A 25230-nucleotide genomic window follows, 5' to 3' on the forward strand; every position below is an offset into this window, starting at 1 on the left:
GGGGTGCCTAGCGCCGCTCGCCCTTGCCCTTGAGCGCGTCCCGGCGACCCCCCTCGTCGGCCGGACCGCCGGAGGCCGGCGGTTCGGGGCGCGGCGCGCACGACGCGTGCCGCGCCGGAACGCGGCCCTCCAGCAGGTACGCCTCCAGGTGCCCGTTGACGCACCTGTTGGGCCCGCCCGCGATGCCGTGCGTGCCCGCGTCCCGCTCGGTCACCAGCACCGAGCCGGCCAGCCGCCGGTTCGTCTCCAGGGCCCCCTGGTACGGCGCGGCGGCGTCCCGCTCGGCGGCCAGGATCAGCACCGGCGGCAGCTCACCGGGCCCGGTCCGCACGTCCAGCGGCTGCTGCCGGGACACCGGCCAGTAGGCGCACGGCAGGTTCATCCACGCGTTGTCCCAGGTCTCGAAGGGCGCCACCCGGGCGAGCCGGGTGTTGTCGCGGTCCCACACCGCGAAGTCCGTCGGCCACGGCGCGTCGTTGCACTCCACGGCCGTGTACACCGCGCTGCCGTTCTCCGCCTCGGCGGCCGTCTCCGGGCTCGGCGCGGCCAGCCGGACCAGCGGACCCGGGTCGCCGTGCAGATACGCCGACAGGGCCTCGGCCCGGCCCGGCCAGAAGTCGTCGTAGTACCCGGCCGTCAGGAAGGCCTTCTGCAACTGGCCGGGGCCGACCTTGCCGCCCGCCGCCTTCGCGGTCAGCCGCTCGCGCGCGGTGTCGTAGCTGCGCTGCACCGCCGCGGGCGTGGCGCCGAGCCCGTACACGTCGTGGTGCCGGGCGATCCAGTCCCGGAAGTCCGCCCAGCGCTCCTCGAACGCCGCCGACTGGTCCAGGTTGCTGCGGTACCAGATCTTCTGCGGGTCCGGGTTCACCGCCGAGTCCAGCACCATGCGGCGCACGTGCGAGGGGAACATCGCCGCGTACAGCGAGCCGAAGTAGCTGCCGTACGACGCCCCGACGAAGGTCAGCCGGTCCTCGCCCAGCGCGGCCCGCAGCACGTCCAGGTCCCGGGCGTTGTTGAGCGAGTTGTAGAAGCGGATCGCGGTCCCGGAGCGCTGGACGCAGCCGCGCGCGTACGCCTTCGCCTGGTCGACCCGCTGCCGCTTGTACGCCTCCGACGGATGCACCGGGGACGCGGTGGGTGCCTTGAAGAAGCGCGCGGGGTCCTCGCAGGACAGCGGCGCGGAACGGCCCACCCCGCGCGGGGCGTAGCCGATCAGGTCGTAGGCGGCGGCGATCCGCTTCCACTCCGGGACCGCGCCGATCAGCGGGAAGTACATGCCGGAGGCGCCCGGGCCGCCCGGGTTGTAGACCAGGGCGCCCTGCCGGGGAACCTTCCGCTTGCTGTTGTGCGGATCCTTCTGAGTGGCCGGGGCCCGGCTGACCGTCAGCCGGATCTGCCGGCCGTCCGGGCGGGCGTAGTCCAGCGGGACCGTCACCGTGCCGCACCGCACATCGGCCGGCGGCTCCGGCAGGTCGGCGGCGGCGCACGGACCGAAGTCGACCCCGGCCGCCCGGGCACGCGCCACGGCGACCGCGGTGCCGCGCAGCTCGGCCGTGCCGGGGGCACCCGCGCCGCCCGGGGTGCCGGGTGCGCCGCCCGCCGGGGCCGCGGCCAGTGAGGTCAGGAGCAAGGAACCGGCGGCCGAGCAGAGAGCGGCAGCTTTCATCGCGTATCCCTTCGGTGCGGCGGCGATGGCACGGCTGCCACGGCGCGGCGACCACACAAGGGATGTTTCGTCCGGCTGTGGAGGAAGGCAAGCACCACCCGGCCGGTGTCGGCGTCAATGCCCCCCGTGCGCCCCCGGAAGCCGCCTCACTCCCGCCAGGGCTGGTCGCGGTGGGTGAAGGCCGCGCGCAGTTCCGGTTCGCCGATGGCGCGGACGCCGCGTACGGCGACGGAGGTGAGGAACGACCGCTCGTCGCCGGCCGGCCTGCCGGCCAGCGCGCTCAGCAGCCGCTGCCCGGCCGGGGAGGCCCAGCGCGAGTACGGGTGCACCTCGAACCGGGCGATGGCCAGGCAGCTGAGCGTCAGCGTGAGGGGCAGGGCGAACCAGGCGCCCACCAGCGGGCGCGGTGTGCCGGTCTCGATGGGCAGCAGCAGCGCGGTCACGCCCAGCAGGGCGACGGCCAGTGCGGCGGCCCGCACCTGGCGGACGGCGGCACCCACGGTCGTGGCCGCGCCCTCCGGCACCGCGAGACCGGCGCGCACCAGCCCGTCCGCGAGCCGCCGTACGGCCTCCGCGCCGGCCGCCCGCGCCCGTACCGGAGCGATCCGCGACTGTCCCTCGGGCCCTATGGCCCCTATGACGGACTGCTCCATCTCGTCACGGCCCCACGGGTCCACGACCGTGGCCCAGCCGGTGTGCGCGAGCAGCAGCCGGCGCTGGCGGGCCATGGAGACGAGCGTCACATCGGCGACCCGTGCGGGGCCGCCGGAGAGGAAGGCCGCCTCGTACAGCGTGAGACCGCGCTCCCCGTCCGCCGGCGCACCGGGTGCGTCCACGGCTGCCGCGCGGACGGCCGCCAGGCACAGCCGGGTGCAGGCGGACCCGGCGAAAGCCCAGGCCAGGAGCAGGAGAAGGACCCAGAACATGACGTGTTTGTATGCCAGAGGACTGGGCGAACGCCATGCCCTTTCATCATCCGGACGGACTGTTGCTGGTATGTGACGTTCCGTTTCCCGGGCTGGTCCGTGGCCGTCCGGGGCGGTCAGGGGCTGCTCGTCGCCGGCGGCGGGCTCGCGGCGGCGGGCGGCAGGGAGTAGGTCTCGCCCGGCGACGGCGTGACCGGTACGGCGGCACTCGGGTCGACCTGCGGCGGGGTCGGCACCGGGGTCGCGGAGGCCGCCAGGTCCTCGGCCAGTACGGCGAAGTCGACGTACCCCGTCGCCTCCAGGACCTTGATGTGGTCCAGCACCGTCGCGTTGGCGTCGTCGGCAAGATCACGGACCAGGGAGTTCTGGGTGCCGGCCCGGACCTGCGCGACCAGGGAGAACACCCGGCCGTGCGCGAGCCGCAGCAGGCCGGCGAACCGGCGGTCGAAGTCCTGCCCGTCGGCCGCGTTCAGGGCGGCGAGCCACTGCTTCTGCTGCTCGTTCGGCTCGTTGGGCAGGGCCAGGCCGAGCTGGGTGGCGACCGTGCGGACGTGCGCGTCCAGGGAGGTGTGGCCGTCGACGAGGTGCTGCCCGGCCGTGCGGACGGCCGGTGTCGTCCCCTTGCGCTGCGCCAGCTCCCCGGCGGGCAGCTCCCACAGCCCGGCCAGCCGGACCTTGGTGACGAAGTCCCGGTCCTGCGCCGACAACGGGCCGTACGGCGTCGTCACCGTCTGGGCGCTCAGCACGTTCGCGCTCGCCGGGTCCTGCCGGCCGGCGTACGACCAGAGCGGGACCAGCAGCGCGACGACCGTGGCCGCCAGGGCGGTGATGACGAGACCGGTGCCGCTGAATATGCCACGGCCGTTGATCGGTGGACGCGGTCGCATGGTGCCTCCTGCACCGCACGCCGGGGATGTGCTGGGGATGGGTGCGGGGTTGGCATATTACTGGGGGACGGGGGCCGGGTTCCGCGCGCGGGTGGGCGGTGGCCGTTCGCGGGCCGGCGGGGCGGTTGCGGTCCCGTCGGCGACCACCGGTGCACCGTGGCCGGTCGCGCGGTTCGCCGTGCCCCCGGTGAACCGCAGTGCGTCGGCCGTGGCCGTGCCCGCGCGGCCTGCGGGCCGCGGACGGACGGCACCCCGTCGGCGCGGACGACCACCGGCCCGGGCACTCCCTCAGGCCCGGCGCCGCAGCACCCGGGCCGCGAAGCCCCGCTTGCGGGGCGCCGGGCCCGAGCGGTCCAGCCACCACTCGCGCAGCTCCCGGAGGGACCCCGCGTCCCCCGCCCGCCCCAGCTTCAGCAGGTGCCCGGCGAAGTCCAGCGCGTCCTGCCGGTACCCGCCGCGCATCGGCCGCTGCCGCGCGTACTCCAGGAACGCCTCCCGGTACCCCGCCCCCAGGATCACCGGCAGCTCGGGCGCCACCTTGGCCACCACCCCCGCCCGCTTGGCCGCGAGCGCCCGCGCCTGCACCCCCATCCGCACCCGGTCGAACCCCTCCGGCACCGGTGTCCCCGCCACCAGGGCGGACAGCACGGCGGTCTGGGCCACCGCCACCCGCTCGCGCGCCCCGGCCACCGGCCGCGCCAGCACGCCGACGCCCCTGGCCCCGGCACCGACGGCCCCCCTCACCGCCGTACCCCCCACCGCAGGCTCCGCCGCGCGCCCGCGCCCGGCCGCCACCGCCTCCCGGACGGCGTCCAGCTCCCGCTCCAGCTCGCCCGGTCCGGGGAAGTTCTCGTCCCGCTCCAGGAGCACCCCGGGCGGCGCCACCCGGGCGGCGAGACCGGTCAGGATGTCGAGGACCGGGCCCGGCACGGGGTGCGCGTGGCTGTCGTGCCAGACGCCGTCGCGCTCGAAGCCGCCCGCGACATGGACGTAGGCGATCGCCTCCAGGGGCAGCGCGGCCAGCGCCTCGGCCGGGTCCTCGCCCCGGTTGACGTGGTTGGTGTGCAGGTTGGCCACGTCGATCAGCAGCCGTACGCCGGTCCGCTCGACCAGCTCGGACAGGAACTGCCCCTCGGTCAGCTCCTCGTCCGGCCAGGAGAACAGCGCGGCGATGTTCTCCAGCGCCAGCGGCACCGGCAGCGCCTCCTGGGCGATACGGACGTTCTCGCACAGCACGTCCAGGGCGTCCCGGGTCCGCGGCACGGGCAGCAGGTGGCCGGCCTCCAGACCCGGGGAGGCGGTGAGCGCGCCGCCCGCCCGGACGAAGGCGATGTGCTCGGTGACCAGCGGCGAGCCGAGGGCCTCCGCCCGCTCGGCGAGCGCCGTCAGCCGCCCCTCGTCGGGGTGGTCGGCACCGCCGAGGCCGAGGGAGACACCGTGCGGGACCACCGTCACACCGCGCTCGCGCAGCCGCAGCAGCGACTCGGGAAGGTGGCCGGGGCAGACGTTCTCCGCCACGACCTCCACCCAGTCGATGCCCGGCATCGCCTCCACAGCGTCCGCGATCTCCGGCCGCCACCCGATCCCGGTCCCCAGTCGCCGCATGCCGCTTCCCCCCTCCTCGCCCCGCGCTCCTGCGCCGAGTGACGGGGGTATGGCCCCGTCGGCCGCCCGCGAACCCCCACCCTGACGCGTTCAGAGCAACATTTGAGGTTCCGGCCGACCGCCTAGCGCAGCGCGGGGTGATCGGCGACGACCGTGCAGGACCCCGGAGCGATCTCCGTGAAGCCGGCGTCCCGCACCACCGGCAGGCCGCCGGCGGTGAGCCGGGGCCAGTCGGCCGGGTCGGCCGTGCGGACGGCGAGTGGGTGGCCCGCGTCGCGCCACGCGGTGCGCTCCGCGGGGGACAGGGCCCACCAGGCCAGTTGGGCCCCGTGGCCGGCCTGGGCCATCGCCTTGCCGGCCGACATCTCCAGCTCCGGGTTGAGCCAGAGCACCGGCCCGGCGGCCGGGTCGGCGGGGAGGGGCGGCTCGGGGTCGTCGAGTTCGGTGCCCGACACCTGGAGCCTGGCCAGGTCCTTGGGCCAGCCGTCCAGGGGGATCGGGGGGAAGACGCGGACCTCCGCGGAGCTGCCGGTCACCGTGATCCCGGGCAGTGTCCCGGCGCGCCGCCACTCGGCGCCGCGGGCCCGCCGGACCACCTTGCGGATGCGGGCGTCCTCCCAGTTCCGCACGGCCTCGGCCCACTCGCCGTCGCCCTGCGTCCGGTCGTCGCCGAGCAGGACGAGCACGGCCCGGGCCGCCGTCTCCAGCGCGTCGGTGCGGGCAGGCGGTGCGCTGCGCTCGATGCGTACGACGAGCGGCAGCACGAACTGGGGTGCCTCGTCGCGGGGGCTGCGTGCGGACCGGAAGGGACTGTCGGCGGTGGGGGCTGGAACGTGGCTCACGGGCGCCCAGCCTACGAAGCCGCGACCGCACCGATCAACGCGCGGGGCGCGCGCGGGAAATTCCGGCGACGCCGGTGAACCGGCCGGCACGCTCGGCCCTCTTGACCGAGTGAGCGGACGTGAGGGGGCGCGGTGAGCCAGTACTTCGACATGGGGGACGAGACGCTGTGGAATCCGTCCAACGGGGCGTCGCGGCTCTTCCAGCGGCAGGTGGAGGTCTTCGAGGCCGAACTGGAGCTGCCGTCCGGCATCGGGCCGATGCGGAACGATGAGTGCCAGATCGATCCGGCTGTCTTCGGGGCCTTCGTGCACGCCCTGCTCGCCCGGCACCGGCGGACCGGCCACACCGTCGTCCTGGCCCTCTCCGAAGGCTTCGTCGGCACCGTCGTCGCCCTCGCCGAGCGCGCCGGGATCGACATCGACTGGGGCCGGCTCGAAGCCTTCCCGGACGGCCCCCTGTCCGACGTGCAGGTCTCGGCCACCGGGGTGTCCGCCCCGCCCGAGGACGGCGGACCCTGGGCTGCGGCGGTGCGTGCCAGGGCGGCCGAACTGGGCCGGGGCATGGCCCGTTGAGCGGCGCCCGGCCGCGGCCGCCGTACCGGAACGGCCCCCTGCACCCGACCCCCCCGGCCCACACAATGACCTCCATGGACAGTGACCTGCGCCTGACCGCCGTGGGCCGCCGTTACGGCATCCGCGGCCCCTGGGTGCTGCGGGGTGTCGACCTCGTCATAGCCCCCGGCACCCTCACCCGGATCGAAGGGGCGAACGGCACCGGGAAGTCCACTCTGCTGCGGCTGCTCGCGGGGCTCGACGCGCCCAGCGAGGGCCGGATCACCGGCCGCCCGCGCACCGCGTACGTGCCGGAGCGGTTCCCGTCCGCCCTGCCCTTCACGGCCGCCGGCTACCTGACCCACCTCGGCACCGTCCACGGCCTCGGCCGAAGGGCCGCCGCACGCGCCGCGGCCACCTGGCTGGAGCGGTTCGGCGCGGGCGCGCACGCCGGTACGCCGATGGCGCGGCTGTCCAAGGGCAGCAGCCAGAAGGTCGCCGTGGCCCAGGCCCTGCTGGGCGACCCGGAACTGCTGGTGCTGGACGAGGCCTGGACCGGCCTCGACACGGCGGCGCGGGGCGAGCTGGAGCGGGCGGTGGCCGAGCGGGCGGCCGCCGGGGGTGCCGTGGTCTTCGTGGACCACGACCCGCGCCGGCTCGCCGGGGCGCCGGACGCGACCTACGCGGTGACCGGCGGAGGCCTGGAACGCCGTACCGGCGACCGGACCCGGCCGGCCGGACCGGTCACGCTCGTCACCGTGCAGGGGGCGCCGGGCGGGCAGCTGCCGCCGGACGCGGTGCGGGTCGCCGTCTCCGCCGAGGAGACGGCCCCGGGCAGCCACCGGCTCGCCGTGCCGGCCTCCCACTCCGACATCCTGCTGCGCGCCCTGCTCACGGCCCGCCCGCCCTGGCACGTGGTGCGCGTCGAACCGCCCGCCAGTCCGCCGTCCGCCGACCCCGGAAGCTGCCCATGACCGCGCTGCTGCGCTACCACGCCGACCTGCTGCTGCGCTCCCAGCGCTGGCTGCCCCCGGTGATCCTGTACGTCGCGTTCCTCGGCGTCGGCGTGCAGAGCGGCCAGCCGGTGCTGGACTCGCTCGGTTACACGGCCGCCGGTCTGCTCCCGGTGGCCGCCTGGCTGGTACGGATCTGTGTCACCGGCGAGCCGCCCGCGGCCCGGGCCTGCGTCGCCGCTGCCCGCGGCCCCGTCCGGGCACACCTCGCCTGTCTGCTCACCGCACTGCTCGTCGCCGCACTGCTCGGGGTGGCGGCCACCGTGGTGGTGACGCTGGTCAGCGACCCGGCGAGCAACGGCCACCGGATCCACGTCCCCCGGCTCCGCGCCGCCGCCGCGGGACTGCCCGCCGTCCTCGCCTGCGCCCTGCTGGGTACGGCCGTCGGCGCGCTCACCAACCGGCCGGTGCTGCGCTCCACCGGCCGCGCGGTGTCGGCGATGCTGCTGGGCGCGCTGCTGGCGGTGGTGTCGGCCGGTTCCCCGGCGCAGGCGGCGGTCAGCGGCCTGGTGACCGGCTCGCAGACCGGCCGGGCACCGGTGCCGCTGCTGCCGTTGGCGGCCGCGGCCCTGCTCACCGCGGCCGCGTTCGCCGCGACCGGCCGGCTCGTCTCGCGCCGCTCACCCTGAGCAGGCCGTGCGCTGGGCCTCCTGCCACTCGCAGACCGGGCACAGCGTGATGCCCTTGTACGACTCGGGGTACTCCGTCGGCTCCCGGCACAGCACGCAGTCCGCGTACGGCGGACCGTCGGCCTTCGCCGGCTTCACCGTCTCGACGATCGTGCAGTAGTCCTCGTCGCTCATGCCTTCAGCGTAGGACGTCAGCGGCCCGTGCCCGCCTGGCCGATCAGTTCCGAGACCTTCACGAACCGGTAGCCGCGCTCCCGCAGTTCCGGTACGACCCTGCGCACGACCTGCTCGGTGGTCGGGGCGGCGCTGCGGGTGCAGTGCATGACGACCACCGACCCCGGCTTGACCCCGTCGAGCACCTGTCTGACCACCGCGTCGGCGTCCGTGGCGAAGGCGTCCCCGCTGACCACGTCCCACTGCACGGCGGTCACCCCGAGCCCGCTCAGCGCGCGCAGCGCCCGCTGATCGTAACAGCCGCCGGGGAAGCGGAAGTAGGGCATCGCCTTCGGCACGCCCGCCTTGCGCAGGGAGGTGTAGGCGCGCTGGACGTCGGCCCGCATCCCGTCGGCGTCGACGGTCGGCAGGCCGTAGCAGTCGGCGGTGAAGGCGTAGTGGCTCCAGGAGTGGTTGGCCACCTCGAACTGCGGGTCCCGGCCCAGGTCGCGGGCCTGGGCCGGGTACTGGTCGGCCCACCGGCCGGTCATGAACACGGTCGCCGGCACCTTCAGCTCACGCAGGGCGCCGATCAGACCGGGGTTGTCGAAGTGCTCGCCGGAGGCCGCGCGGGGCCCCTGGTCGGCGGTCATGTCGGCGTCGAAGGTGAGCGCGACCGTCTTGCCCCGGGTGCGCGGACCGTGCTCGAAGACCGGGGTCAGCCCGCCGGGGCCCGGCGCGAGCACGGGCGGACCGGCTGGGGACGAGGAGGCGGACGGGCGCCCACTGCCCGCAGCGCCGCAGGCGGTGAGCGCCGCGCCCAGGACGCAGACGACGGTGATGGAGCGTACGTGTGGGATCACCGTGCGAACATAAAGCTGAATGTCTGTTTATGTGATTATTTCGGCCCGCGACACGGCGGTACGGTCACCCGCGCGGCGGCGGCGACCCGCGCTCCCGTCACTCCAGTTCGCGCCGCTCCAGGGGTTTGACGGCCGGTCCCTGGAGCACCGTGCCGTCGACGGCGAAGCGCGAGCCGTGGCAGGGGCACTCCCAGGCGCGTTCGGCGCGGTTGAAGGAGACCAGGCAGCCCAGGTGGGTGCAGCGGGCCGACACGGCGTGCAGGGCGCCCGCCTCGTCGCGGTGGACCGCGAGCCGGGCGGAGCCGGAGCGGACCACCGCGCCGTCGCCCGGGGCCAGGTCGGCCACCGAGGCCGGCGGCTTCAGCCGGTCGCCGACGAAGTGCCGGGCCACCTCGGCCTGCGTCTTCAGCAGCGACGGCGCCTCGCGCACCACCGACTTCAGCCGGCGCGGGTCGTACAGCTCCCGCCACGCGCAGTCCCGGCCGGTGATCAGCGCGGTCAGCAGCAGCCCGCCCATGATCCCGCCGCTCAGGCCCCAGCCGCCGAAGCCGGTGACGACGTAGGCGTGCCGGGCACCCGGGTGCAGCGGGCCGACCAGCGGGACGGTGTCGGTGGACTCGTTGTCCTGGGTCGCCCAGGCATGGTCCAGGGTCACCCCCGGGAAGTGCACCTCCGCCCAGCCGGCGAGCCGGTCGAAGCCGGCCTGCGGATCGCCGGTGCCGGGCGTGAAGTGCTCCCCGGTGACCACGAGCAGCCGCTGCCCGTCCGGGCCATAGGGCGCCGTACGCACCGAGCGGGTGTTCTCGTCCGGCGTGATGTACATCCCGTGCGGATCCGGTCCGTCGCCCAGCGGACCGGCGACCACCAGCTCCCGGCGCGGGGACAGCCGGGCGAACAGCAGGGCCCGGTCGAACACCGGGTAGTGGGTGGCGACGACGACATCCCGGGCGGTCACCGTGGCGCCCCCCTCGGTCGTCAGCCGGCACGGCTCGCCCTCCGTCAGACCGGTGACCCGGGTGTGCTCGAACACCTGGCCGCCGTGCGCGAGCAGATCGGCGGTGAGCGCCCGCAGGTACTTGACCGGGTGGAACTGTGCCTGCCCGGTCACCCGGACCGCTCCCGCCACCGGGAACGGCAGCCCGGTCTCCGTGGTGAACGAGGCCGGCAGCCCCGCCTCCCGGGCGGCCTCCGCCTCCGCGCGCACCTCGTCCACCCGCGACCGGTCCCGGACGTAGGTGTAGGCGTCCCTGGTCTCCCACTCGCAGTCGACGCCCAGCTCGGCCACCAGCGCCGCCGCGTGCTCGATCGCCTCGGTCTGCGAACGGGCGTACAGCCGCGCCCCCTCGGGTCCCCGGGTGCGCCGTAGCCGGTCGTAGACCAGGGTGTGCTGGGCGGTCAGCTTGGCGGTGGTGTAGCCGGTGACCCCGGCCACGGCCCGCCCGGCCTCCAGCACCGCCACCCGCCGCCCGGCCCGGGCCAGCTCGTGCGCGGTGCTCAGCCCGGCCATGCCCGCGCCGACGACGGCCACGTCCACGACGAGGTCCCCGTCCAGGGCGGGATGGGACGGCCCGGGGGCGGTCTGCAGCCAGTACGAATCGGTGACCTTCCGCTGTTCGCGCATGCCCGCCGGGTACCCCGGACGGCCCGGCCCACGTCTGCCGGCGCCGGCGGCTCAGCTCTGCTCCAGCAGCCGCTCGCGGCACTCCGCCACGTCGAAGTCCGCCTCCGGATACCGCGGGTCCAGCTCCCGCAGCTGCTCCAGCAGCAGCCGGCTGACCGCCCAGTTGCGGTACCACTTGCGGTCCGCCGGGACCACGTACCAGGGCGCGTACGGGGCCGCGCAGCGCTCCAGGGCCAGCTCGTACGCCTCCTGGTAGGCGGGCCACAGGGCGCGTTCGCCGATGTCGGCCGGGTCGAACTTCCAGTGCTTGTCGGGTCGGTCCAGGCGGCGCAGCAGGCGGCGCCGCTGCTCGTCGTAGGAGATGTGCAGGAAGCACTTGACGAGGGTGACGCCGTCCTCGGCGAGAGTGCGTTCGAAGTCGTTGATCAGGCCGTAGCGGCTGCCGATCTCGGCGGGCCGGGCCAGGTGCCGGACGCGGGCGATGAGCACGTCCTCGTAGTGCGAGCGGTCGAAGATGCCGATCTCGCCGGGCTCCGGCAGCGCCTGCCGCACCCGCCACAGGAAGTCGTGCCGCCGCTCCTCCTCGGTGGGCGCCGCGAACGCCCTGATCCGGCAGCCGGACGGATTGAGCTGGCCGATCACGTGCTTGACCGTGCCGCCCTTGCCGCTGGTGTCCATGCCCTGCAGCACGAGCAGCACCCGGCGGCGGTCGCCCGCGGTGCCCGCCGCCCAGAGCCGCTCCTGGAGCCGGGCCAGGTGCTTGCCCATGCGTTCGGTGTCCGTCAGCGCCGCCTGCTTGCCGTCCGGGGCTCCGGGGGTGGCCCGGGCGTCGTACCCGGACAGCTCGATCCGCTCGCCCGGTGGGAGGCGCAGCAGGTCCCGAAGCGGCTCCTCGTGCTTCCTGGCCGGCTTCTTCGGCACGGGTGCTCCTTCGGTCCGGGTCGGGGTGGCTCCGGGTGCCCGTCAGTCGCGGGGCGGTGCGTGCCCGTCAGTCGGGGTGCGGTGCGTGCCCGTCAGTCGGGGTGCGGTCCGCCGTCGGGGTGCGCGGCCGGATCCCGCTCCTGCTCCGGCAGCCCCGGCTGCTGCCCGCCCCGCTCCAGGAAGTGCAGCAGCTCCACCGGGATGGGCAGGACCAGGGTGGAGTTCTTCTCGGCCGCCACCGCCATCACCGTCTGCAGCAGCCGCAGCTGGAGCGCGGCCGGTGTGTCGGCCATCTGCTGGGCGGCCTCGGCGAGCTTCTTGGAGGCCTGGAGCTCGGCGTCCGCGTTGATGATCCGGGCCCGGCGCTCGCGGTCCGCCTCGGCCTGGCGGGCCATCGACCGCTTCATGGTGTCCGGCAGGGACACGTCCTTGATCTCGACCCGGTCGACCTGGATGCCCCAGCCCACCGCCGGGCTGTCGATCATCAGTTCCAGGCCCTGGTTCAGCTTCTCGCGATTGGACAGCAGGTCGTCCAGATCGCTCTTGCCGATGATGGACCGCAGCGAGGTCTGCGCCATCTGCGAGACCGCGAACTTGTAGTCCTCGACCTTCAGCAGGGCGCTCGTCGCGTCGACCACCCGGAAGTAGACCACCGCGTCCACCCGGACGGTGACGTTGTCCCGGGTGATGCCCTCCTGGGCCGGGATCGGCAGGGTCACGATCTGCATGTTGACCTTCTGCAGCCGGTCCACGAAGGGAACGATCAGGTTCAGGCCGGGCGACCGCACCTCACCGGCGACCCGGCCGAGGCGGAACAGCACACCGCGTTCGTACTGCTTGACCACCCGGGCCGCCGCCGCCAGGTACACAAGACCGGCGGAGCCCGCCGCCGCCACGGCCACCACAAGGTCCTCGACCATGGTGACCTCCTCACCCAGAGGCCGCTTTGTCTGCTGTTGCCACGATAGGCCCGTGGGGCCGGGATGCCGAGAGTTCTCCGCGTCCCGGCCCCACGGGCGGGCACTCAGGCCGCTGTGACCAGCTTGACCGGCTCCGTGCCGACCGCGCTGTGCCGTGCGGCCCAGTTGTCCAGGGCGGTACGGCAGGCGTGGTCCAGGTGGTGCAGCCCCGACAGGTCGAGCCGGACCGGGCGGTCCTGGGGCAGCGACTCCAGGCTGTCCAGGATCTTCGGCAGCCGCAGGAAGGTGGCGTTCCCGGACAGGTGTGCCTCCACCGGGCCGGCGCCCTTGTCCACGACCTCCAGCTTGACGTGCGAGGCCTCCCAGGCGGTCTTGACCACCGCCAGCGCGAGGCCGATGAGCACGCCCTCGAACATGCTGACCGCCACGATGGAGACGGCCGTGGCGGCCAGCACCAGCGCCTCCCCGCGGTGCTCGCGCCACAGCACGGACAGCGCCCGGAGCGGCACCAGCTTGGCACCCGCGTGGATCAGGATGCCCGCGAGGGCCGGGATCGGGATGTAGGCCAGCACGCCGGGCAGCAGCGCCGCGAACAGCAGCAGCCAGACGCCGTGCAGCACCCGGGAGGCCTTCGTACGGGCGCCCGCCTGGACGTTGGCCGCGCTGCGCACGATCACCGCGGTCATCGGCAGCGCGCCGAGCACCCCGCACACCATGTTGCCGGCGCCCTGGGCGACGAGCTCCCGGTTGTACTGGGTGCGCGGACCGGAGTGCAGCCGGTCCACGGCCGCCGCGCTGAACAGCGACTCGGCGGAGGCGATCAGGGTGAACGCGACGATCGTGCCCAGCAGCCCGACGCCGGCCAGCTCGCCGAAGGCGCTCAGCGGCGGCGGCTGGACCGAGCCGAGCAGGCCCCGCACCTCCACGGTGGCCACCGGCAGGTCCAGCGCGAACGCGGCCAGCGTGGCGAGTCCCACCGCGGCGAGCGGGCCGGGTACCGCGCGCACCTTCGCCGGGGTGCGCTTCCACAGCAGCAGCACCGCGATCGTGCCCCCGGCCACCGCGAGGGAGGCCAGGGCGTCGGTGTCGCCGGGGGCGTCGAGGAACGCGCCGGGCAGCTGGAGGATCTTGTCCAGGCCGGAGTCGGGCGCCTTGGCCGCCAGCGCCGGGTACAGCTGCCCGGCGATGATGACCAGGCCGATACCGGCCAGCATGCCCTCCACGACGGAGACGGAGATGGCGCGGAAGTAACGGCCCAGCCGGAACAGGCCCATGGTGACCTGGAGCACTCCGGCGGCGAGCACGATCACGCCGAGCACCGGCAGGCCGAACTCCTTGACCGCCTCGAAGACGAGCACGGTCATGCCGGCCGCCGGACCGGAAACCTGCAGGCTGCTGCCGCGCATCAGCCCGGTGACGATGCCGCCCACGATGCCGGTGACCAGGCCGAGTTCGGCCGGCACCCCGGAGGCGACGGCCACGCCCACGCACAGCGGCAGCGCGACCAGGAAGACCACCAGGGAGGCGGCGAAGTCCTCTTTGAGGTGGGGGAAACGGGATATGAGTGTGCGGTTGTCGGTCATCGGCGCGCTCACAGGGACTCGAAGGTGTCGGTCTGCGGGCGGTGCGTCCGTACGGCGCCGGTGTGCACCTCGTAGTACCAGGCGTGCAGGTCGAGCTGACCCTCCGCCAGCTTCCGCTCCACGCACGGGTACGAGCGCAGCCGCAGCAGCTGGGTCAGGACATGGGACTGCACGCCCTCGGCGACCTCCGGGTCCTCGGCCGCACCGGCCGGGCGCGGGGTGGCGGAGGCCAGCCAGTCCCGCACGGCCGGTACGGCGGTCAGGTCGTCCCCGCGCACCAGTGCGCCGACGGCGCCGCAGTGCGAGTGGCCGCAGACCACGATGTCGCGGACGCCGAGCACCTCCACGGCGTACTCGATGGTGGCCGCCTCGCTGGTGGGGTGCTCGGAGACGTAGGGCGGGACGATGTTGCCCGCGGTGCGCAGCTCGAACAGCTCGCCGGGGCGGGCGCCCGTGATCAGGGCCGGGACGACCCGGGAATCGGAGCAGGTGATGAACAGCACCTGCGGGGACTGGCCTTCGGCGAGCTTGGCGAACTCCTCAGGGCGCTGTCCGAAGGTACGGGCGTTGTCGATGAGGGGCTGCATGGGTATGAGTTCCTCCTGGCGCGCCTGCCTGGCGCGTCGGACTTGAACAACGGTTGGGGGGGAGAGAGAGCAGCCGGCTCTCAGCAGCGGAAGACCTGGAGCGCTGCCGGGGTGTGGGCTCTGGAGGCTCTGGGAGTGGGGCGGTGCCGGACCTCGGAGGGTGCCGACGGGTCCGCTCCGGCCGTCCGGCCGGATATGGGGCCGCGTTCCTGGCAGCAGCAGGACGCCGGGCAGCGCTGCCGGTCGCGGACGTGCGGGGCTCCCAGGGGGTCGCCCGGGCAGCTGGGGGCGCGGACCTTGTCCGTGCCCTCGCGCACCGGGAGCGCGGAGGTAGTGATTCCGGTCTGGGCCTTGGTCAAGGCCTGACGGAACGTATGCGCGGGTGCGAAGGTTCCCGTGGGAGTGAAGAGTTGGAACGCCAGCAGTGCGGCGCCGAGGAGGGTGAGCAGGCTCCGGACGGCTGTACCTCGGAACATGAGCCCCCCTCCACCGCATTCACGTTTCTTGTCCAGACCAAGGGTTGGTCAATGGATGGTCAAGAAACACGTTAACCCGGCGGAGGCCTTTGCAGGGTTAACCGAACGTTACGCGCCCAAGACAGCGTGAAAAGTGCGGGTGGCGTGGCGTGAACCAGCCCTTGACCCGCGTGTTTTGATCGACTATTGGACGCCCGGGTGACGGCTAGGCGCCGAGCAGACCCTTCGCGTCGCGGGCCAGCGCGGTGAGCCGGGATATCGCGCGGAAGTACTTCTTGCGGTAGCCGCCGTTCAGCATCTCCTCGCTGAACAGCTTGTCGAACGGCAGGCCCGAGGCCAGCACCGGGACCTCGCGGTCGTAGAGCCGGTCCGCGAGGACCACCAGCCGCAGCGCCGTCGACTGGTCCGGCACCGGCCGGACACCGGTCAGGCACACCGCCCGCAGCCCGTCGGTCAGCGCGCCGTACCGGCTCGGGTGCACCCTCGCCAGGTGCTCCAGCAGGTGCGGGAAGTCGTCCAGCGAGGCGCCCTCGGTGGCGAAGGCCGTCTTCATGACCTCCTCGTCGGAGAAGGGCGCCGGTGCCTCGGGCAGGCCGCGGTGGCGGTAGTCCTCGCCGTCGATGCGCAGCGTGCGGAAGTGGGCCGACAGGCCCTGGATCTCGCGCAGGAAGTCGGCGGCGGCGAAGCGGCCCTCGCCCAGCTTGCCGGGCAGTGTGTTGGAGGTGGCGGCGAGCGCCACGCCCGCCTCGACCAGCTTGCCGAGCAGCGTCGACACGAGCACCGTGTCGCCCGGGTCGTCCAGCTCGAACTCGTCGATGCACAGCAGGCTGTGCCCGGACAGCGTCCGCACCGTCTGCTGGAAGCCGAGCGCGCCGACCAGGTTGGTCAGCTCCACGAAGGTGCCGAAGGCCTTGCGGGACGGCTCGGCCGGGGCGGCGTGCCACAGGGAGGCGAGCAGGTGGGTCTTGCCGACGCCGTAGCCGCCGTCCAGGTACACCCCGCGCGGGCCCGCGGGGGCCTTGGGCGCCTTGGCCCGGCCGAAACCGAAGAGGCCGCGTTTGCCGTTGCCGGCGGCCTGGGTCCCGCCGAGCCCGGCCGCGAAGCCCTCCAGCACCCGGACGGCCTCGGTCTGGCTGGGCTGGTCCGGGTCCGGGATGTACGTGGCGAAGCGGACCGAGTCGAAACGCGGAGGCGGCACCATCTCGGCGACCAGCCGGTCCGCGGGGACGTGCGGCTCGCGGGCGCACAGGGACAGGGGGCCGGCGTCCGGCAGCGGGCTGGATCCGGGGGTGGTGGAGGAGGACGACACAGTTACTCATGCTAAGCGCCGTGTCACACTGCACGGCATGCGACGCCTGTTCCCTGTGACCGAAGAGACAGCAGCTCCGGCCTCGGCCGGGGGCCCGGAAGCGGAGGGAGCCGCCGCCGCCCAGGCCGCTCCCGCCCACGCGGAGAACCGGGAGTGGAGCCTCGCCGAGCTGGCCGCCGCCTACGCCTATCCGGAGCCGGCGCAGGGTGCCCCGCGGCCGTGGCTGCGGGCCAACATGGTCTCCTCCCTCGACGGCGCCGCCCAGCACGAGGGCCGTTCCCAGCCCATCTCCAGCGCCACCGACATGCGGATCTTCGGCACCCTGCGGGCGCTCGCGGACGTCGTGGTGGTGGGCGCGGAGACGGTGCGGCAGGAGGGGTACCGGCCCGCCCGTGTGCGGACGGAGTTCGCCGGGGCGCGCAAGGCCGCCGGGCAGGGCCCGGTCCCGGCGATCGCCGTCGTCACCGCGAGCCTGGAGCTGGACTTCACGCTGCCGCTGTTCACCTCGCCGCTGGTGCCGACGATGATCCTGACCGGGGCCGCGGCCGCCCCCGACCGGATCGCCGCCGCCGAGCGGGCCGGCGCGCAGGTGCTGATCGCCGGCGAGGGCATGGGCGTGGAGCCGGCCCGCGCGGTCCAGGCCCTGGCCGGCCTCGGCCACACGCGGCTGCTCACCGAGGGCGGCCCCCGGCTGCTCGGCCAGCTGATCGCCGCGGAGGTGCTGGACGAGCTGTGCCTGACCCTCTCGCCGACGCTCACCGCGGGCAGCGCCCAGCGCATCGCCGGGGGGCCGTCGGTCGCGGTGCCGCACCGGTTCACCCTCGCGTCCCTGCTGGAGGAGGACGGATTCCTGTTCGGTCGTTACCGTCGGTCCTGAAGGTAGCGGAATATGCCGTTCCGGTTAGTTTGCGGCGGGTGGACCCGGTCCGGCGCTACCCGTGCGATCACGGGGAAGGATGGTTTCCGCAGGGGCCCTGCCGGGCCCTCCAAGGAGAAGAGGCCGCCTGGTGTTCACAAGCGTTCTGATGATCGAGAAGGCTCTGACCTCCGCCGACGTGGAGTTCGTCACCACCTTGCACGGAGACGAGCCCGTCGCCTTCCACGTACTGCTCCAGCCGCGCGGCGAGCAGGCGGACCGGCTGCTGCGGGCCATCGACGACATCGCGCTCGGCGAACTCGACGAAGCGGTGCGCGAGCGGGAGACGCCGGAGGGGCAGGAGGCGCGCAGCGTGGGACAGCAGGCCCTGGACGTGTCCCTGCGGGCGTTGCGCTCCGCGGGGAGCGCGGCGGAGGGCCGGCTGGTCGAGGACCATCCGCTGGACGCGCTGAAGTCGCTGGTCGCGGAGGTGGGCGCGGACGAGGTGATCGTGCTGACCGATCCGCACTATGTGGAGGAGTTCTTCCACCGGGACTGGGCCTCACGGGCACGGCACAAGGTGGGGGTGCCGGTGCTGAAGCTCTTCTCGCACAGCAAGGCGTAGACGCTCCGCCGGGCCGGGCGGTGAGCGCCGTTCGGGGTGCCGTGTGACGGCGGGCGCGAAGAGGGTGGCGCGTCGCGCCCACGCGGCGGAGCCGCACATCGGTGCAGCCCCGCGCCCCCGGGTCGGCCGCCCCACGCCCCTTGCAGGGTGGCGGGTGCTCGAGCGCATAGGCTAGGGCTGCTTCCAGCTCGTACCGTCTCTGGGGAGAAACGCATGGCACCCGGCCTTCCTACCGCCATGGACCGACCGCACTTCATCGGCATCGGCGGCGCCGGGATGTCGGGCATCGCCAAGATCCTCGCGCAGCGTGGGGCGAAGGTGGCCGGCAGCGACGCCAAGGAGTCGGCGACCGCCGAGGCGCTGCGGGCGCTGGGCGCGACCGTGCACATCGGCCACGCCGCCGGGCACCTCGCCGACGACGCGAGCTGTGTCGTCGTGTCCTCGGCGATCCGCGACGACAACCCGGAGCTGGCCCGCGCCGCCGAGCTGGGCGTCCCGGTCGTGCACCGCTCCGACGCGCTGGCCGCGCTCATGGAGGGGCTGCGGCCGATCGCCGTGGCCGGGACGCACGGCAAGACCACGACCACCTCGATGCTGGCCGTCTCGCTGACCGAGCTGGGGCTGAAGCCGTCGTACGCCATCGGCGGCGACCTGGACGCGCCCGGCTCCAACGCGCTGCACGGCGAGGGCGACATCTTCGTCGCCGAGGCGGACGAGTCGGACCGCAGCTTCCACAAGTACACGCCCGAGGTCGCCATCGTCCTCAACGTCGAGCTGGACCACCACGCCAACTACGCCTCGATGGACGAGATCTACGAGTCCTTCGAGACGTTCGTCGGCCGCGTCACCGAGGGCGGCACCCTGGTCGTCTCCGCCGACCACGAGGGCGCCCGGGAGCTGACCCGGCGCGTCGCCGGGGGCGCGGTGCGGGTGGTGACCTACGGCGAGGCCGAGGACGCCGACGTCCGCGTGCTGTCGATCGTCCCGCAGGGGCTCAGGAGCCGGGTCACCGTGGTGCTCGACGGGCAGGAGCTGACCTTCACCGTCTCCGTGCCCGGCCGGCACTACGCCCTCAACGCCGTCGCCGCGCTCGCCGCCGGCGCCGCCCTCGGCGTCCCGGCCGCGGAACTGGCACCGGCGCTCGCCGCCTACACCGGCGTCAAGCGGCGCCTCCAGCTCAAGGGCGAGGCGGCCGGCGTCCAGGTCATCGACTCCTACGCCCACCACCCCACCGAGATGACCGCGGACCTGGAGGCCATGCGCGCCGCCGCCGGCGACGCCCGGATCCTCGTCGTCTTCCAGCCGCACCTGTTCTCCCGCACCCAGGAACTGGGCAAGGAGATGGGCCAGGCGCTGACCCTCGCCGACGCCTCGGTGGTGCTCGACATCTACCCGGCCCGCGAGGACCCGATCCCCGGTGTGACCAGCGAGCTGATCATCGAGGCCGCCCGCGCGGCCGGCGCCGACGTCACCGCCGTGCACGACAAGGCGGAGATCCCCTCGGTGATCGCGGGAATGGCGAAGCCCGGTGATCTCGTTCTCACCATGGGCGCGGGCGACGTGACCGACCTGGGCCCGCTGATCCTGGACCGCCTGTCGCAGTAAAGGGGCTGAGAGCTGATGTCGTACGACGTCGAGAAGCCGGACGAGCAGTGGCGCGCGGAGCTGACCCCGGCCGAGTACGCCGTGCTGCGCCGGGCCGCCACCGAGCCGGCCTTCACCGGTGAGTACACGGACACCAGGACCAGGGGCGTGTACTCCTGCCGGGCCTGTGGCGCCGACCTGTTCACCTCCGACACCAAGTTCGAGTCGCACTGCGGCTGGCCGTCCTTCTACGACCCGAAGGACACCGACGCCGTGGAACTGGTCGAGGACCGTTCCCACGGCATGGTCCGCACCGAGGTGCGGTGCGCCCGCTGCGGCTCCCACCTCGGGCACGTCTTCGCGGGCGAGGGCTACCCGACCCCCACCGACCAGCGGTACTGCATCAACTCGATCTCCCTGCGGCTGGTCCCCGAGGAGAGCTGAGCCGCACCCGGATGACTGCCGGGCCGCCGCTGGGCACCGGACTCGGCGGGCACGCGTCGGCCACCCACCGGCGCCCGGCGCGACGCGTCAGGCGCCGGCGTGCACCAGGGCGGCCCAGGTCCACGGGTGGTCCGGGCCGGCCGCGCGCAGCGCCCGGACCGTGTGGTGCAGGGCGAGGACCGCGGGCAGCGGGGCGGGGTCCGGCAGCGCCGGGGCCGGCGCGCGGTGGAAGGCGGCGGCGGCCTCGGCGGCGAAGGCGTCCCCGACCTCCCAGAGCGTGGCCACCGACTGGGTGTAGCCCGCCACCTGGAAGACCGAGGCCAGGTGGATGACCTCGTCCACGAAGGCGGGCGAGGCACTCGCACGGGCCGCCCCGCACGCCGACGGATACGCCGGCTCCGCCGACTCCGGATGCAGCTCGGCGATCTCCCCGACACGCAGGTCGCCGTCGACGAGCAGCAGCCGGCTCGCCGCGGTGTCCTCGGGATCGCTGCCGGCATGGCAGGCGAAGTGCACCACCGCGGCGCCCGGCAGCGCTCCGCACACCGCCGCCCGGGTGGCGTCCGGCCCGACCAGCAGGTGCCGCAGCAGCTCCAGGTCCGCCCAGTGCCGCTGGCCCAGGGACAGTCCGGTGGCCGCGAGCGCGGTGAACACCAGCCCCGGCAGCACCAGCGCCGCCGCCCGGCGCTTGGCCAGTTTGCGGCCGATGTCCGTGACGAGCCCCATGAGCACCGGCCGCCCCGGCCTCGGCCACCGTCCGGGCCGGCGGCGCCTGCCCCGGTGTCTGCGGCATGGCCACAGCGAGCACCCGCCGGCCCGGCGCCGCACGCCGGCGGGCCCGGCTGTACAGCAGGGCCCGCAGCGTCGGCGTGTAGGAGGAGGCCACCCGGTCCAGGACGGCCGCCCCCGCGGGCACGCCCGGGCCGTGGCGCCCGGCGGCGTGCAGCGGGAAGGAGTTGAGCACGCCGGACGGCGACCACCACAGGCGGGGCCAGGGCGCGCCCGGAGCCGGCGGACCGGTGAACCCCAGTGCGTCCAGGACCGGTTCGGCCAGGACGTCCCACAACCTGGCCAGCGTGCCGGTGAAGATCTCCCGCGCCGTCCCGAACAGCGGATCGCGCGGACCGGCCGCGAGCGCGCCGACGGCCTGCGCGGCGAGGCCGGCCGCGTCCAGTTCGGGCAGCGGCACCGGGCGCACTCCGTCCGGCCGCAGCACCAGCGCGTCGCAGCGTCGCGGATGGACGTTGACGCTCACCACCGGGCCCTCGGCGGCGGCCGGCACGAGATCGTCCAGACCGAGCGGCAACGGGGTCAGGAACCGCTGGAAGTCCGGCCGTCGCTGGAATTCCGTGATGAGCCGCGCCGCGTGCTCGGTGGCGGCGCGCTGCTCGGTGATCTCCTCCGGGCCGGGCCAGCGGCCGGGCTCCGCGCTCCGGCGCAGCGCGCGCAGCCGGTCCAGGGCGGACCGCAGCCGGGCGTGCAGGGTGCGGCGATCCCGCGTCTGCCGCCCTCCGTACGCCGGCACGTCGGTGCCCCGCCCGGGACGACCTCGCCGTGCCGCGCACCCCGCGCGGCGTGGGCGTAGCGGAACGGCAGACCCGCTTCGAGCGGTGCGTGCGGACTGGCGCTCGCCGCCAAACTGCTGAAACAGTCGCCGTCTAGACTCTCCCCGCACCAGCCCAGGATCGGTCGGCCCGAAGGGTACGCGGCGTTTTGATACGGATAGAGGCAGTCACGAAGCGGTATCCCGACGGCACGGTCGCGGTCGACCGGCTGTCGCTGGAGATACCGGACCGCGCGATCACCGTCCTCGTCGGGCCCTCCGGCTGCGGCAAGACGACGACCCTGCGGATGATCAACCGGATGGTGGAGCCCACCGAGGGCAGCATCCTCCTCGACGGCCGGGACATCCGGCAGCAGCCGGTCAACACCCTCCGCCGGTCCATGGGTTACGTCATCCAGAACGCCGGTCTCTTCCAGCACCGCACCATCCTCGACAACATCGCCACCGTGCCCCGCCTGCTCGGCTGGACCAAGCAGAAGGCCCGGACCCGGGCCGCGGAGCTGATGGAACGGGTGGGGCTCGACACCGCGCTGGCCAAGCGGTACCCGTACCAGCTCTCCGGCGGCCAGCAGCAGCGCGTCGGCGTGGCCCGCGCCCTCGCCGCCGACCCGCCGGTGCTGCTGATGGACGAGCCGTTCTCCGCCGTGGACCCCGTCGTCCGCAAGGGACTCCAGGACGAGCTCCTGCGCATCCAGGACGAACTCGGCAAGACCATCGTCTTCGTCACCCACGACATCGACGAGGCGATCAAGCTGGGCACCAAGGTCGCCGTGCTGCGCACCGGCGGCCGGCTCGCCCAGTTCGCCCCGCCCGCCGAACTGCTGAGCGCGCCCGCCGACTCCTTCGTGGAGGACTTCCTCGGCGCCGACCGCGGCATCCGCCGGCTCTCCTTCTTCCCCTCCGCGGAACTGGAGTTGCAGACCGCGCCCATCGTCGCGATCGACGCCGGCGCCGACCAGCTCGCCTCCCGGGCCACGGCCCCCTACCTCCTCGTCACCGACCTCGACGGCAGGCCGCTCGGCTGGAGCGAGCCGGACCGGCTCACCGCCGGCGCCGTCGACCGGGACCGGCTGCTGGACTTCGGGCGGCCGTTCGTGCCCGGCACCGACTCGCTGCGCACCGCGCTCGACGGTGCCGTGCTCTCGCCGACCGGCTGGGCGGTGGCGGTGGACGGCGAGGGACGCGCCGTCGGCGTCGTCTCCCAGCAGGTCATCGGCGAGGCCATCCGTGCCGCCCACGGCCGGGTGGCGGAGCAGGCCGACGTGAAGGCCGGGCGATGAGCGGCTTCTTCGACCTCCCGAGCGACCTCCAGCACAGCTACCTCGGCCTCGTCGGGCTGCATCTGCGCGAGGCCCTGCTGCCGGTGCTGGCCGGGCTGCTCGTCTCGCTGCCCATCGCCCAGCTGTGCGTGCGGTTCCGCTGGATCTACCCGCCCGTCCTCGGCATCACCACCGTGCTCTACGCCATTCCGTCGCTCGCCTTCTTCGTCGTCCTCATCGACTACTTCGGGCAGAGCGAGACCACGGTGATGATCCCGCTCGCCCTCTACAGCCTGGTGGTGCTGGTCCCGGCGATCGTGGACGGCGTCCGCTCGGTGCCGCCGGAGACCCTGGCCGCGGCGCAGGCCATGGGCTTCGGAGCCGTACGCCGGTACTTCCAGGTCCAGTTGCCCATCGCCGTACCCGCCATCATCGCCGGGCTCAGGGTCGCGGCCGTGTCCAGCATCTCCCTGGTCAGCGTCGGCATGCTCATCGGCAACCAGGGCGCCCTCGGGAACATGCTCTGGAACGCCCAGACGTACCACCGGCCCGCCCTGGCCGTGAACTCGGTGCTCACCATCGGGGTGCTGGGCGTCCTCGTCGACGCCGCGCTGGTCCTCGTACGGCTCCTGCTCACGCCCTGGATGCCGCGGAAGGGGGCCACCCGGTGAACGTCCTGAACTTCGCGCAGGCCTTCTTCAGCGACAGTGCCCACTGGCACGGCTACGACGGCATCCCCACCCGCTTCGTCGAGCACGTCCAGTACTCGCTGGAAGCCCTGCTGGTCGCCGCCGCGATCGGGCTGCCCGTCGGCCTGCTCACCGGCCACTACGGCCGCGGCGGCAACGCCCTCGCACTCGTCGCCACCGCCGGCCGGGCGCTGCCCAGCTTCGGCCTGCTGGTGCTGATGTTCATCTGGCTCGGCCTCGGCATGCTGCCGGTGATGATCCCGCTGGTCGTGCTCGCCGTACCGCCGATCCTGGTCACCACCTACGAGGCGATCCGCTCCGTCGACCCGTCCCCGGTGGACGCGGCCCGGGGCATGGGGATGTCCGAGGCGCGCGTGCTGCTCCAAGTCGAGGTGCCGGTCGCGCTCCCGCTGATCCTGAGCGGCCTGCGCACCGCGGCCATCCAGATCGTCTCCACGGCCACCATCGCCGCCTACGTCAGCTTCGGCGGCCTCGGCCGGTACATCATCGACGGCCTCTACCAGAGGAACTACGAGAAGGTCATCGGCGGCGCCACCCTTGTCGCCGGGCTCGCCCTCGTCACCCTCGCCGTGTTCTGGGCGGCCGCCCGGCTCACCGTGTCGCCGGGGGTACGCCGCAGCGGCTGACGGTCACCGCTCGGTGCGGGCCAGCGCCAGTTCGAGTACGACGAGCAGCGCGTCCCGCACCGAGCCCCGCTCCCGGGCGTCGAACACCACCACCGGTACCCCGTCGGAGACGTCCAGCGCCCAGCGGACCTCCTCCAGGGAGTGCTCCACCCGCCCGTCGAAGGCGTTCACGGCGACGGCGAACGGGATGCCCTTGTGCTCGAAGTAGTCGACGGCCGCGTAGCAGTCGTCCAGCCGGCGGGTGTCGACGATGACGAGCCCGCCGACGGCGCCCTCCACGATGTCGTCCCACATGAACCCGAACCGCTCCTGCCCCGGCGTGCCGAACAGGTACAGCTTCAGCGTCGGGTCGATGGTGAGGCAGCCGAAGTCCATCGCCACGGTCGTCGTGGTCTTGCGCGGGGTGTGCGTGAGGTCGTCCACGCCCGCCGCGACCTCGGTGATCGACGCCTCCGTGGTCAGCGGCTCGATCTCCGAGATCGCGCCGACGGCCGTGGTCTTGCCCACGCCGAAACCGCCCGCGATCACCATCTTGACCGGCAGCGGCGGCCGGACGGCTCCCGGCGCGGCCCGGCCCCCGGCCAGGAGCGGTTCAGTCGGTGTCACTCGGTACCCCTCGGGAGTCGGGGACGGCCCGCAGGCCGTCGATAACCCTGCGCAGGACGGACGCGTCGTGGGTGGCTTCGGCGTCCGGTACGTACACCGCCAGCCGGCCCTCCTCGCGCAGGTCCTCGGCGAGGACGCGGACCACGTTCAGATGCAGCCGCAGCCGGGCCGCGAGTTCCGCGATCGACTGCGGCAGCCGGCAGGCGGCCACGATGTCGTGCTGCTCGAAGGAGAGCCGGCCGAGCGCGTCGAGACCGTCGGCGGTGGCGACCACCTGGGTCTCCACGGGCAGCGCCCGGCCGGAGGCGGCGTCCGCCACCCGGCCGGCAGTGACCAGGTACGGCCGTACGGCGGGGGCGGGGCCGACCGGGTCCGGGCCCGGCGGCGGGATGCCGTCCGCCAT

General features: G+C 74.0%; 28 protein-coding genes and 1 pseudogene. 11 read left to right on the forward strand and 18 right to left on the reverse strand.

Features of this window, described 5'->3' with window-relative positions; genetic code table 11:
- Window positions 1-7 precede the first annotated feature (7 nt).
- The 5 genes from S1361_RS30225 to S1361_RS30245 form a co-directional block, all read right to left on the reverse strand.
- A complete protein-coding gene (locus S1361_RS30225; RefSeq protein ID WP_208035053.1) occupies window positions 8-1666 on the reverse strand; it encodes an alpha/beta hydrolase in 1659 nt (552 codons plus the stop codon).
- A gap of 146 nt (window positions 1667-1812) precedes the next feature.
- Window positions 1813-2592: a TIGR04222 domain-containing membrane protein gene (locus S1361_RS30230; protein WP_208035054.1), complete on the reverse strand. Its 780-nt coding sequence runs from the start codon at window positions 2590-2592 to the stop codon at window positions 1813-1815.
- 116 nt (window positions 2593-2708) lie between these two features.
- Window positions 2709-3479, reverse strand: a complete 771-nt coding sequence (locus S1361_RS30235; protein WP_208035055.1) for a DUF4142 domain-containing protein — start codon at window positions 3477-3479, stop codon at window positions 2709-2711.
- A gap of 288 nt (window positions 3480-3767) precedes the next feature.
- Window positions 3768-5084, reverse strand: a complete 1317-nt coding sequence (locus S1361_RS30240; protein ID WP_208035056.1) for an MbnB/TglH/ChrH family RiPP precursor modification enzyme — start codon at window positions 5082-5084, stop codon at window positions 3768-3770.
- Between the two features lie 122 nt (window positions 5085-5206).
- Window positions 5207-5926: an aminoacyl-tRNA hydrolase gene (locus tag S1361_RS30245; protein WP_208035057.1), complete on the reverse strand. Its 720-nt coding sequence runs from the start codon at window positions 5924-5926 to the stop codon at window positions 5207-5209.
- 132 nt (window positions 5927-6058) lie between these two features.
- Here S1361_RS30245 and S1361_RS30250 point away from each other — a divergent pair, with 132 nt between their 5' ends.
- The 3 genes from S1361_RS30250 to S1361_RS30260 all read left to right on the forward strand — a co-directional run bounded on the left by S1361_RS30250 (window position 6059) and on the right by S1361_RS30260 (window position 8120).
- Window positions 6059-6499 (forward strand): DUF6086 family protein, encoded by a 441-nt coding sequence (locus tag S1361_RS30250; protein ID WP_208035058.1) that lies wholly within the window; start codon window positions 6059-6061, stop codon window positions 6497-6499.
- Between the two features lie 74 nt (window positions 6500-6573).
- Window positions 6574-7452: an ATP-binding cassette domain-containing protein gene (locus tag S1361_RS30255; protein ID WP_208035059.1), complete on the forward strand. Its 879-nt coding sequence runs from the start codon at window positions 6574-6576 to the stop codon at window positions 7450-7452.
- Window positions 7449-8120 (forward strand): ABC transporter, encoded by a 672-nt coding sequence (locus S1361_RS30260; RefSeq protein ID WP_208035060.1) that lies wholly within the window; start codon window positions 7449-7451, stop codon window positions 8118-8120. The genes S1361_RS30255 and S1361_RS30260 overlap by 4 nt, the downstream gene beginning before the upstream one ends.
- Here the strand turns inward: S1361_RS30260 and S1361_RS30265 are convergent.
- The 9 genes from S1361_RS30265 to zapE all read right to left on the reverse strand — a co-directional run bounded on the left by S1361_RS30265 (window position 8112) and on the right by zapE (window position 16553).
- Window positions 8112-8294 carry a hypothetical protein gene (locus tag S1361_RS30265; RefSeq protein ID WP_208035061.1) on the reverse strand — a complete coding sequence of 61 codons (183 nt, stop codon included), beginning with the start codon at window positions 8292-8294 and terminating at the stop codon, window positions 8112-8114. The two genes, S1361_RS30260 and S1361_RS30265, sit on opposite strands and share 9 nt — an antisense overlap.
- 17 nt (window positions 8295-8311) lie before the next feature.
- Window positions 8312-9136, reverse strand: coding sequence for a polysaccharide deacetylase family protein (locus tag S1361_RS30270; protein ID WP_208035062.1), 825 nt, complete (start codon window positions 9134-9136; stop codon window positions 8312-8314).
- Window positions 9137-9233: 97 nt separating this feature from the next.
- On the reverse strand, window positions 9234-10757 hold the full coding sequence (locus S1361_RS30275; RefSeq protein WP_208035063.1) for an FAD-dependent oxidoreductase: 1524 nt from the start codon (window positions 10755-10757) through the stop codon (window positions 9234-9236).
- Between the two features lie 51 nt (window positions 10758-10808).
- Window positions 10809-11678, reverse strand: a complete 870-nt coding sequence (locus S1361_RS30280; protein WP_208035064.1) for a PPK2 family polyphosphate kinase — start codon at window positions 11676-11678, stop codon at window positions 10809-10811.
- A 92-nt stretch (window positions 11679-11770) separates the two neighbouring features.
- Window positions 11771-12598, reverse strand: coding sequence for a slipin family protein (locus tag S1361_RS30285; RefSeq protein ID WP_208035065.1), 828 nt, complete (start codon window positions 12596-12598; stop codon window positions 11771-11773).
- Window positions 12599-12702: 104 nt separating this feature from the next.
- On the reverse strand, window positions 12703-14181 hold the full coding sequence (locus S1361_RS30290) for a SulP family inorganic anion transporter (RefSeq protein WP_208035066.1): 1479 nt from the start codon (window positions 14179-14181) through the stop codon (window positions 12703-12705).
- Window positions 14182-14189: 8 nt separating this feature from the next.
- Window positions 14190-14768: a carbonic anhydrase gene (locus tag S1361_RS30295; protein WP_208035067.1), complete on the reverse strand. Its 579-nt coding sequence runs from the start codon at window positions 14766-14768 to the stop codon at window positions 14190-14192.
- Window positions 14769-14848: 80 nt separating this feature from the next.
- On the reverse strand, window positions 14849-15244 hold the full coding sequence (locus S1361_RS30300) for a hypothetical protein (RefSeq protein ID WP_208035068.1): 396 nt from the start codon (window positions 15242-15244) through the stop codon (window positions 14849-14851).
- Between the two features lie 205 nt (window positions 15245-15449).
- Window positions 15450-16553, reverse strand: coding sequence for a cell division protein ZapE (zapE, locus tag S1361_RS30305; protein ID WP_208035069.1), 1104 nt, complete (start codon window positions 16551-16553; stop codon window positions 15450-15452).
- A 37-nt stretch (window positions 16554-16590) separates the two neighbouring features.
- Between zapE and S1361_RS30310 the strand changes: the two genes are divergently transcribed.
- From S1361_RS30310 to msrB, 4 genes are all read left to right on the forward strand, one after another.
- Window positions 16591-17430 carry a pyrimidine reductase family protein gene (locus tag S1361_RS30310; protein ID WP_208035070.1) on the forward strand — a complete coding sequence of 280 codons (840 nt, stop codon included), beginning with the start codon at window positions 16591-16593 and terminating at the stop codon, window positions 17428-17430.
- A gap of 130 nt (window positions 17431-17560) precedes the next feature.
- Window positions 17561-18034, forward strand: coding sequence for an indole-3-glycerol phosphate synthase (locus tag S1361_RS30315; RefSeq protein WP_208035071.1), 474 nt, complete (start codon window positions 17561-17563; stop codon window positions 18032-18034).
- A gap of 213 nt (window positions 18035-18247) precedes the next feature.
- Window positions 18248-19639, forward strand: a complete 1392-nt coding sequence (gene murC / locus S1361_RS30320) for a UDP-N-acetylmuramate--L-alanine ligase (protein ID WP_208035072.1) — start codon at window positions 18248-18250, stop codon at window positions 19637-19639.
- A gap of 15 nt (window positions 19640-19654) precedes the next feature.
- Window positions 19655-20062, forward strand: a complete 408-nt coding sequence (msrB, locus tag S1361_RS30325) for a peptide-methionine (R)-S-oxide reductase MsrB (protein WP_208035073.1) — start codon at window positions 19655-19657, stop codon at window positions 20060-20062.
- An 87-nt stretch (window positions 20063-20149) separates the two neighbouring features.
- On the opposite strand, the gene S1361_RS30330 is transcribed toward msrB, so the two are convergent.
- Window positions 20150-20788 (reverse strand): CHAT domain-containing protein, encoded by a 639-nt coding sequence (locus S1361_RS30330; protein ID WP_208035074.1) that lies wholly within the window; start codon window positions 20786-20788, stop codon window positions 20150-20152.
- Window positions 20789-20810: 22 nt separating this feature from the next.
- Window positions 20811-21344: pseudogene (locus tag S1361_RS40390) on the reverse strand (CHAT domain-containing protein); the annotation flags it as partial.
- Here S1361_RS40390 and S1361_RS39440 point away from each other — a divergent pair.
- The 4 genes from S1361_RS39440 (at window position 21300) to S1361_RS30350 (ending at window position 24221) form a co-directional block, all read left to right on the forward strand.
- A complete protein-coding gene (locus tag S1361_RS39440; protein WP_243769354.1) occupies window positions 21300-21647 on the forward strand; it encodes a hypothetical protein in 348 nt (115 codons plus the stop codon). The pseudogene S1361_RS40390 and the gene S1361_RS39440 overlap by 45 nt on opposite strands.
- Window positions 21648-21775: 128 nt before the next feature.
- Window positions 21776-22906, forward strand: a complete 1131-nt coding sequence (locus S1361_RS30340) for an ABC transporter ATP-binding protein (protein WP_208035075.1) — start codon at window positions 21776-21778, stop codon at window positions 22904-22906.
- Window positions 22903-23556, forward strand: a complete 654-nt coding sequence (locus S1361_RS30345; protein WP_208035076.1) for an ABC transporter permease — start codon at window positions 22903-22905, stop codon at window positions 23554-23556. Before S1361_RS30340 ends, S1361_RS30345 begins: the two co-directional genes overlap by 4 nt.
- Window positions 23553-24221: an ABC transporter permease gene (locus S1361_RS30350; RefSeq protein ID WP_208035077.1), complete on the forward strand. Its 669-nt coding sequence runs from the start codon at window positions 23553-23555 to the stop codon at window positions 24219-24221. Before S1361_RS30345 ends, S1361_RS30350 begins: the two co-directional genes overlap by 4 nt.
- Window positions 24222-24224: 3 nt before the next feature.
- Here the strand turns inward: S1361_RS30350 and S1361_RS30355 are convergent, their stop codons facing one another.
- Entirely contained in the window at window positions 24225-24827 is a 603-nt protein-coding gene (locus S1361_RS30355) for a GTP-binding protein (protein WP_208035078.1), read from the reverse strand.
- Complete coding sequence (locus S1361_RS30360) at window positions 24814-25230, reverse strand: DUF742 domain-containing protein (protein ID WP_208035079.1); 417 nt, start codon at window positions 25228-25230, stop codon at window positions 24814-24816. Before S1361_RS30360 ends, S1361_RS30355 begins: the two co-directional genes overlap by 14 nt.

Source organism: Streptomyces cyanogenus (genome assembly GCF_017526105.1).
In the GTDB taxonomy this organism is placed as follows: domain Bacteria; phylum Actinomycetota; class Actinomycetes; order Streptomycetales; family Streptomycetaceae; genus Streptomyces; species Streptomyces cyanogenus.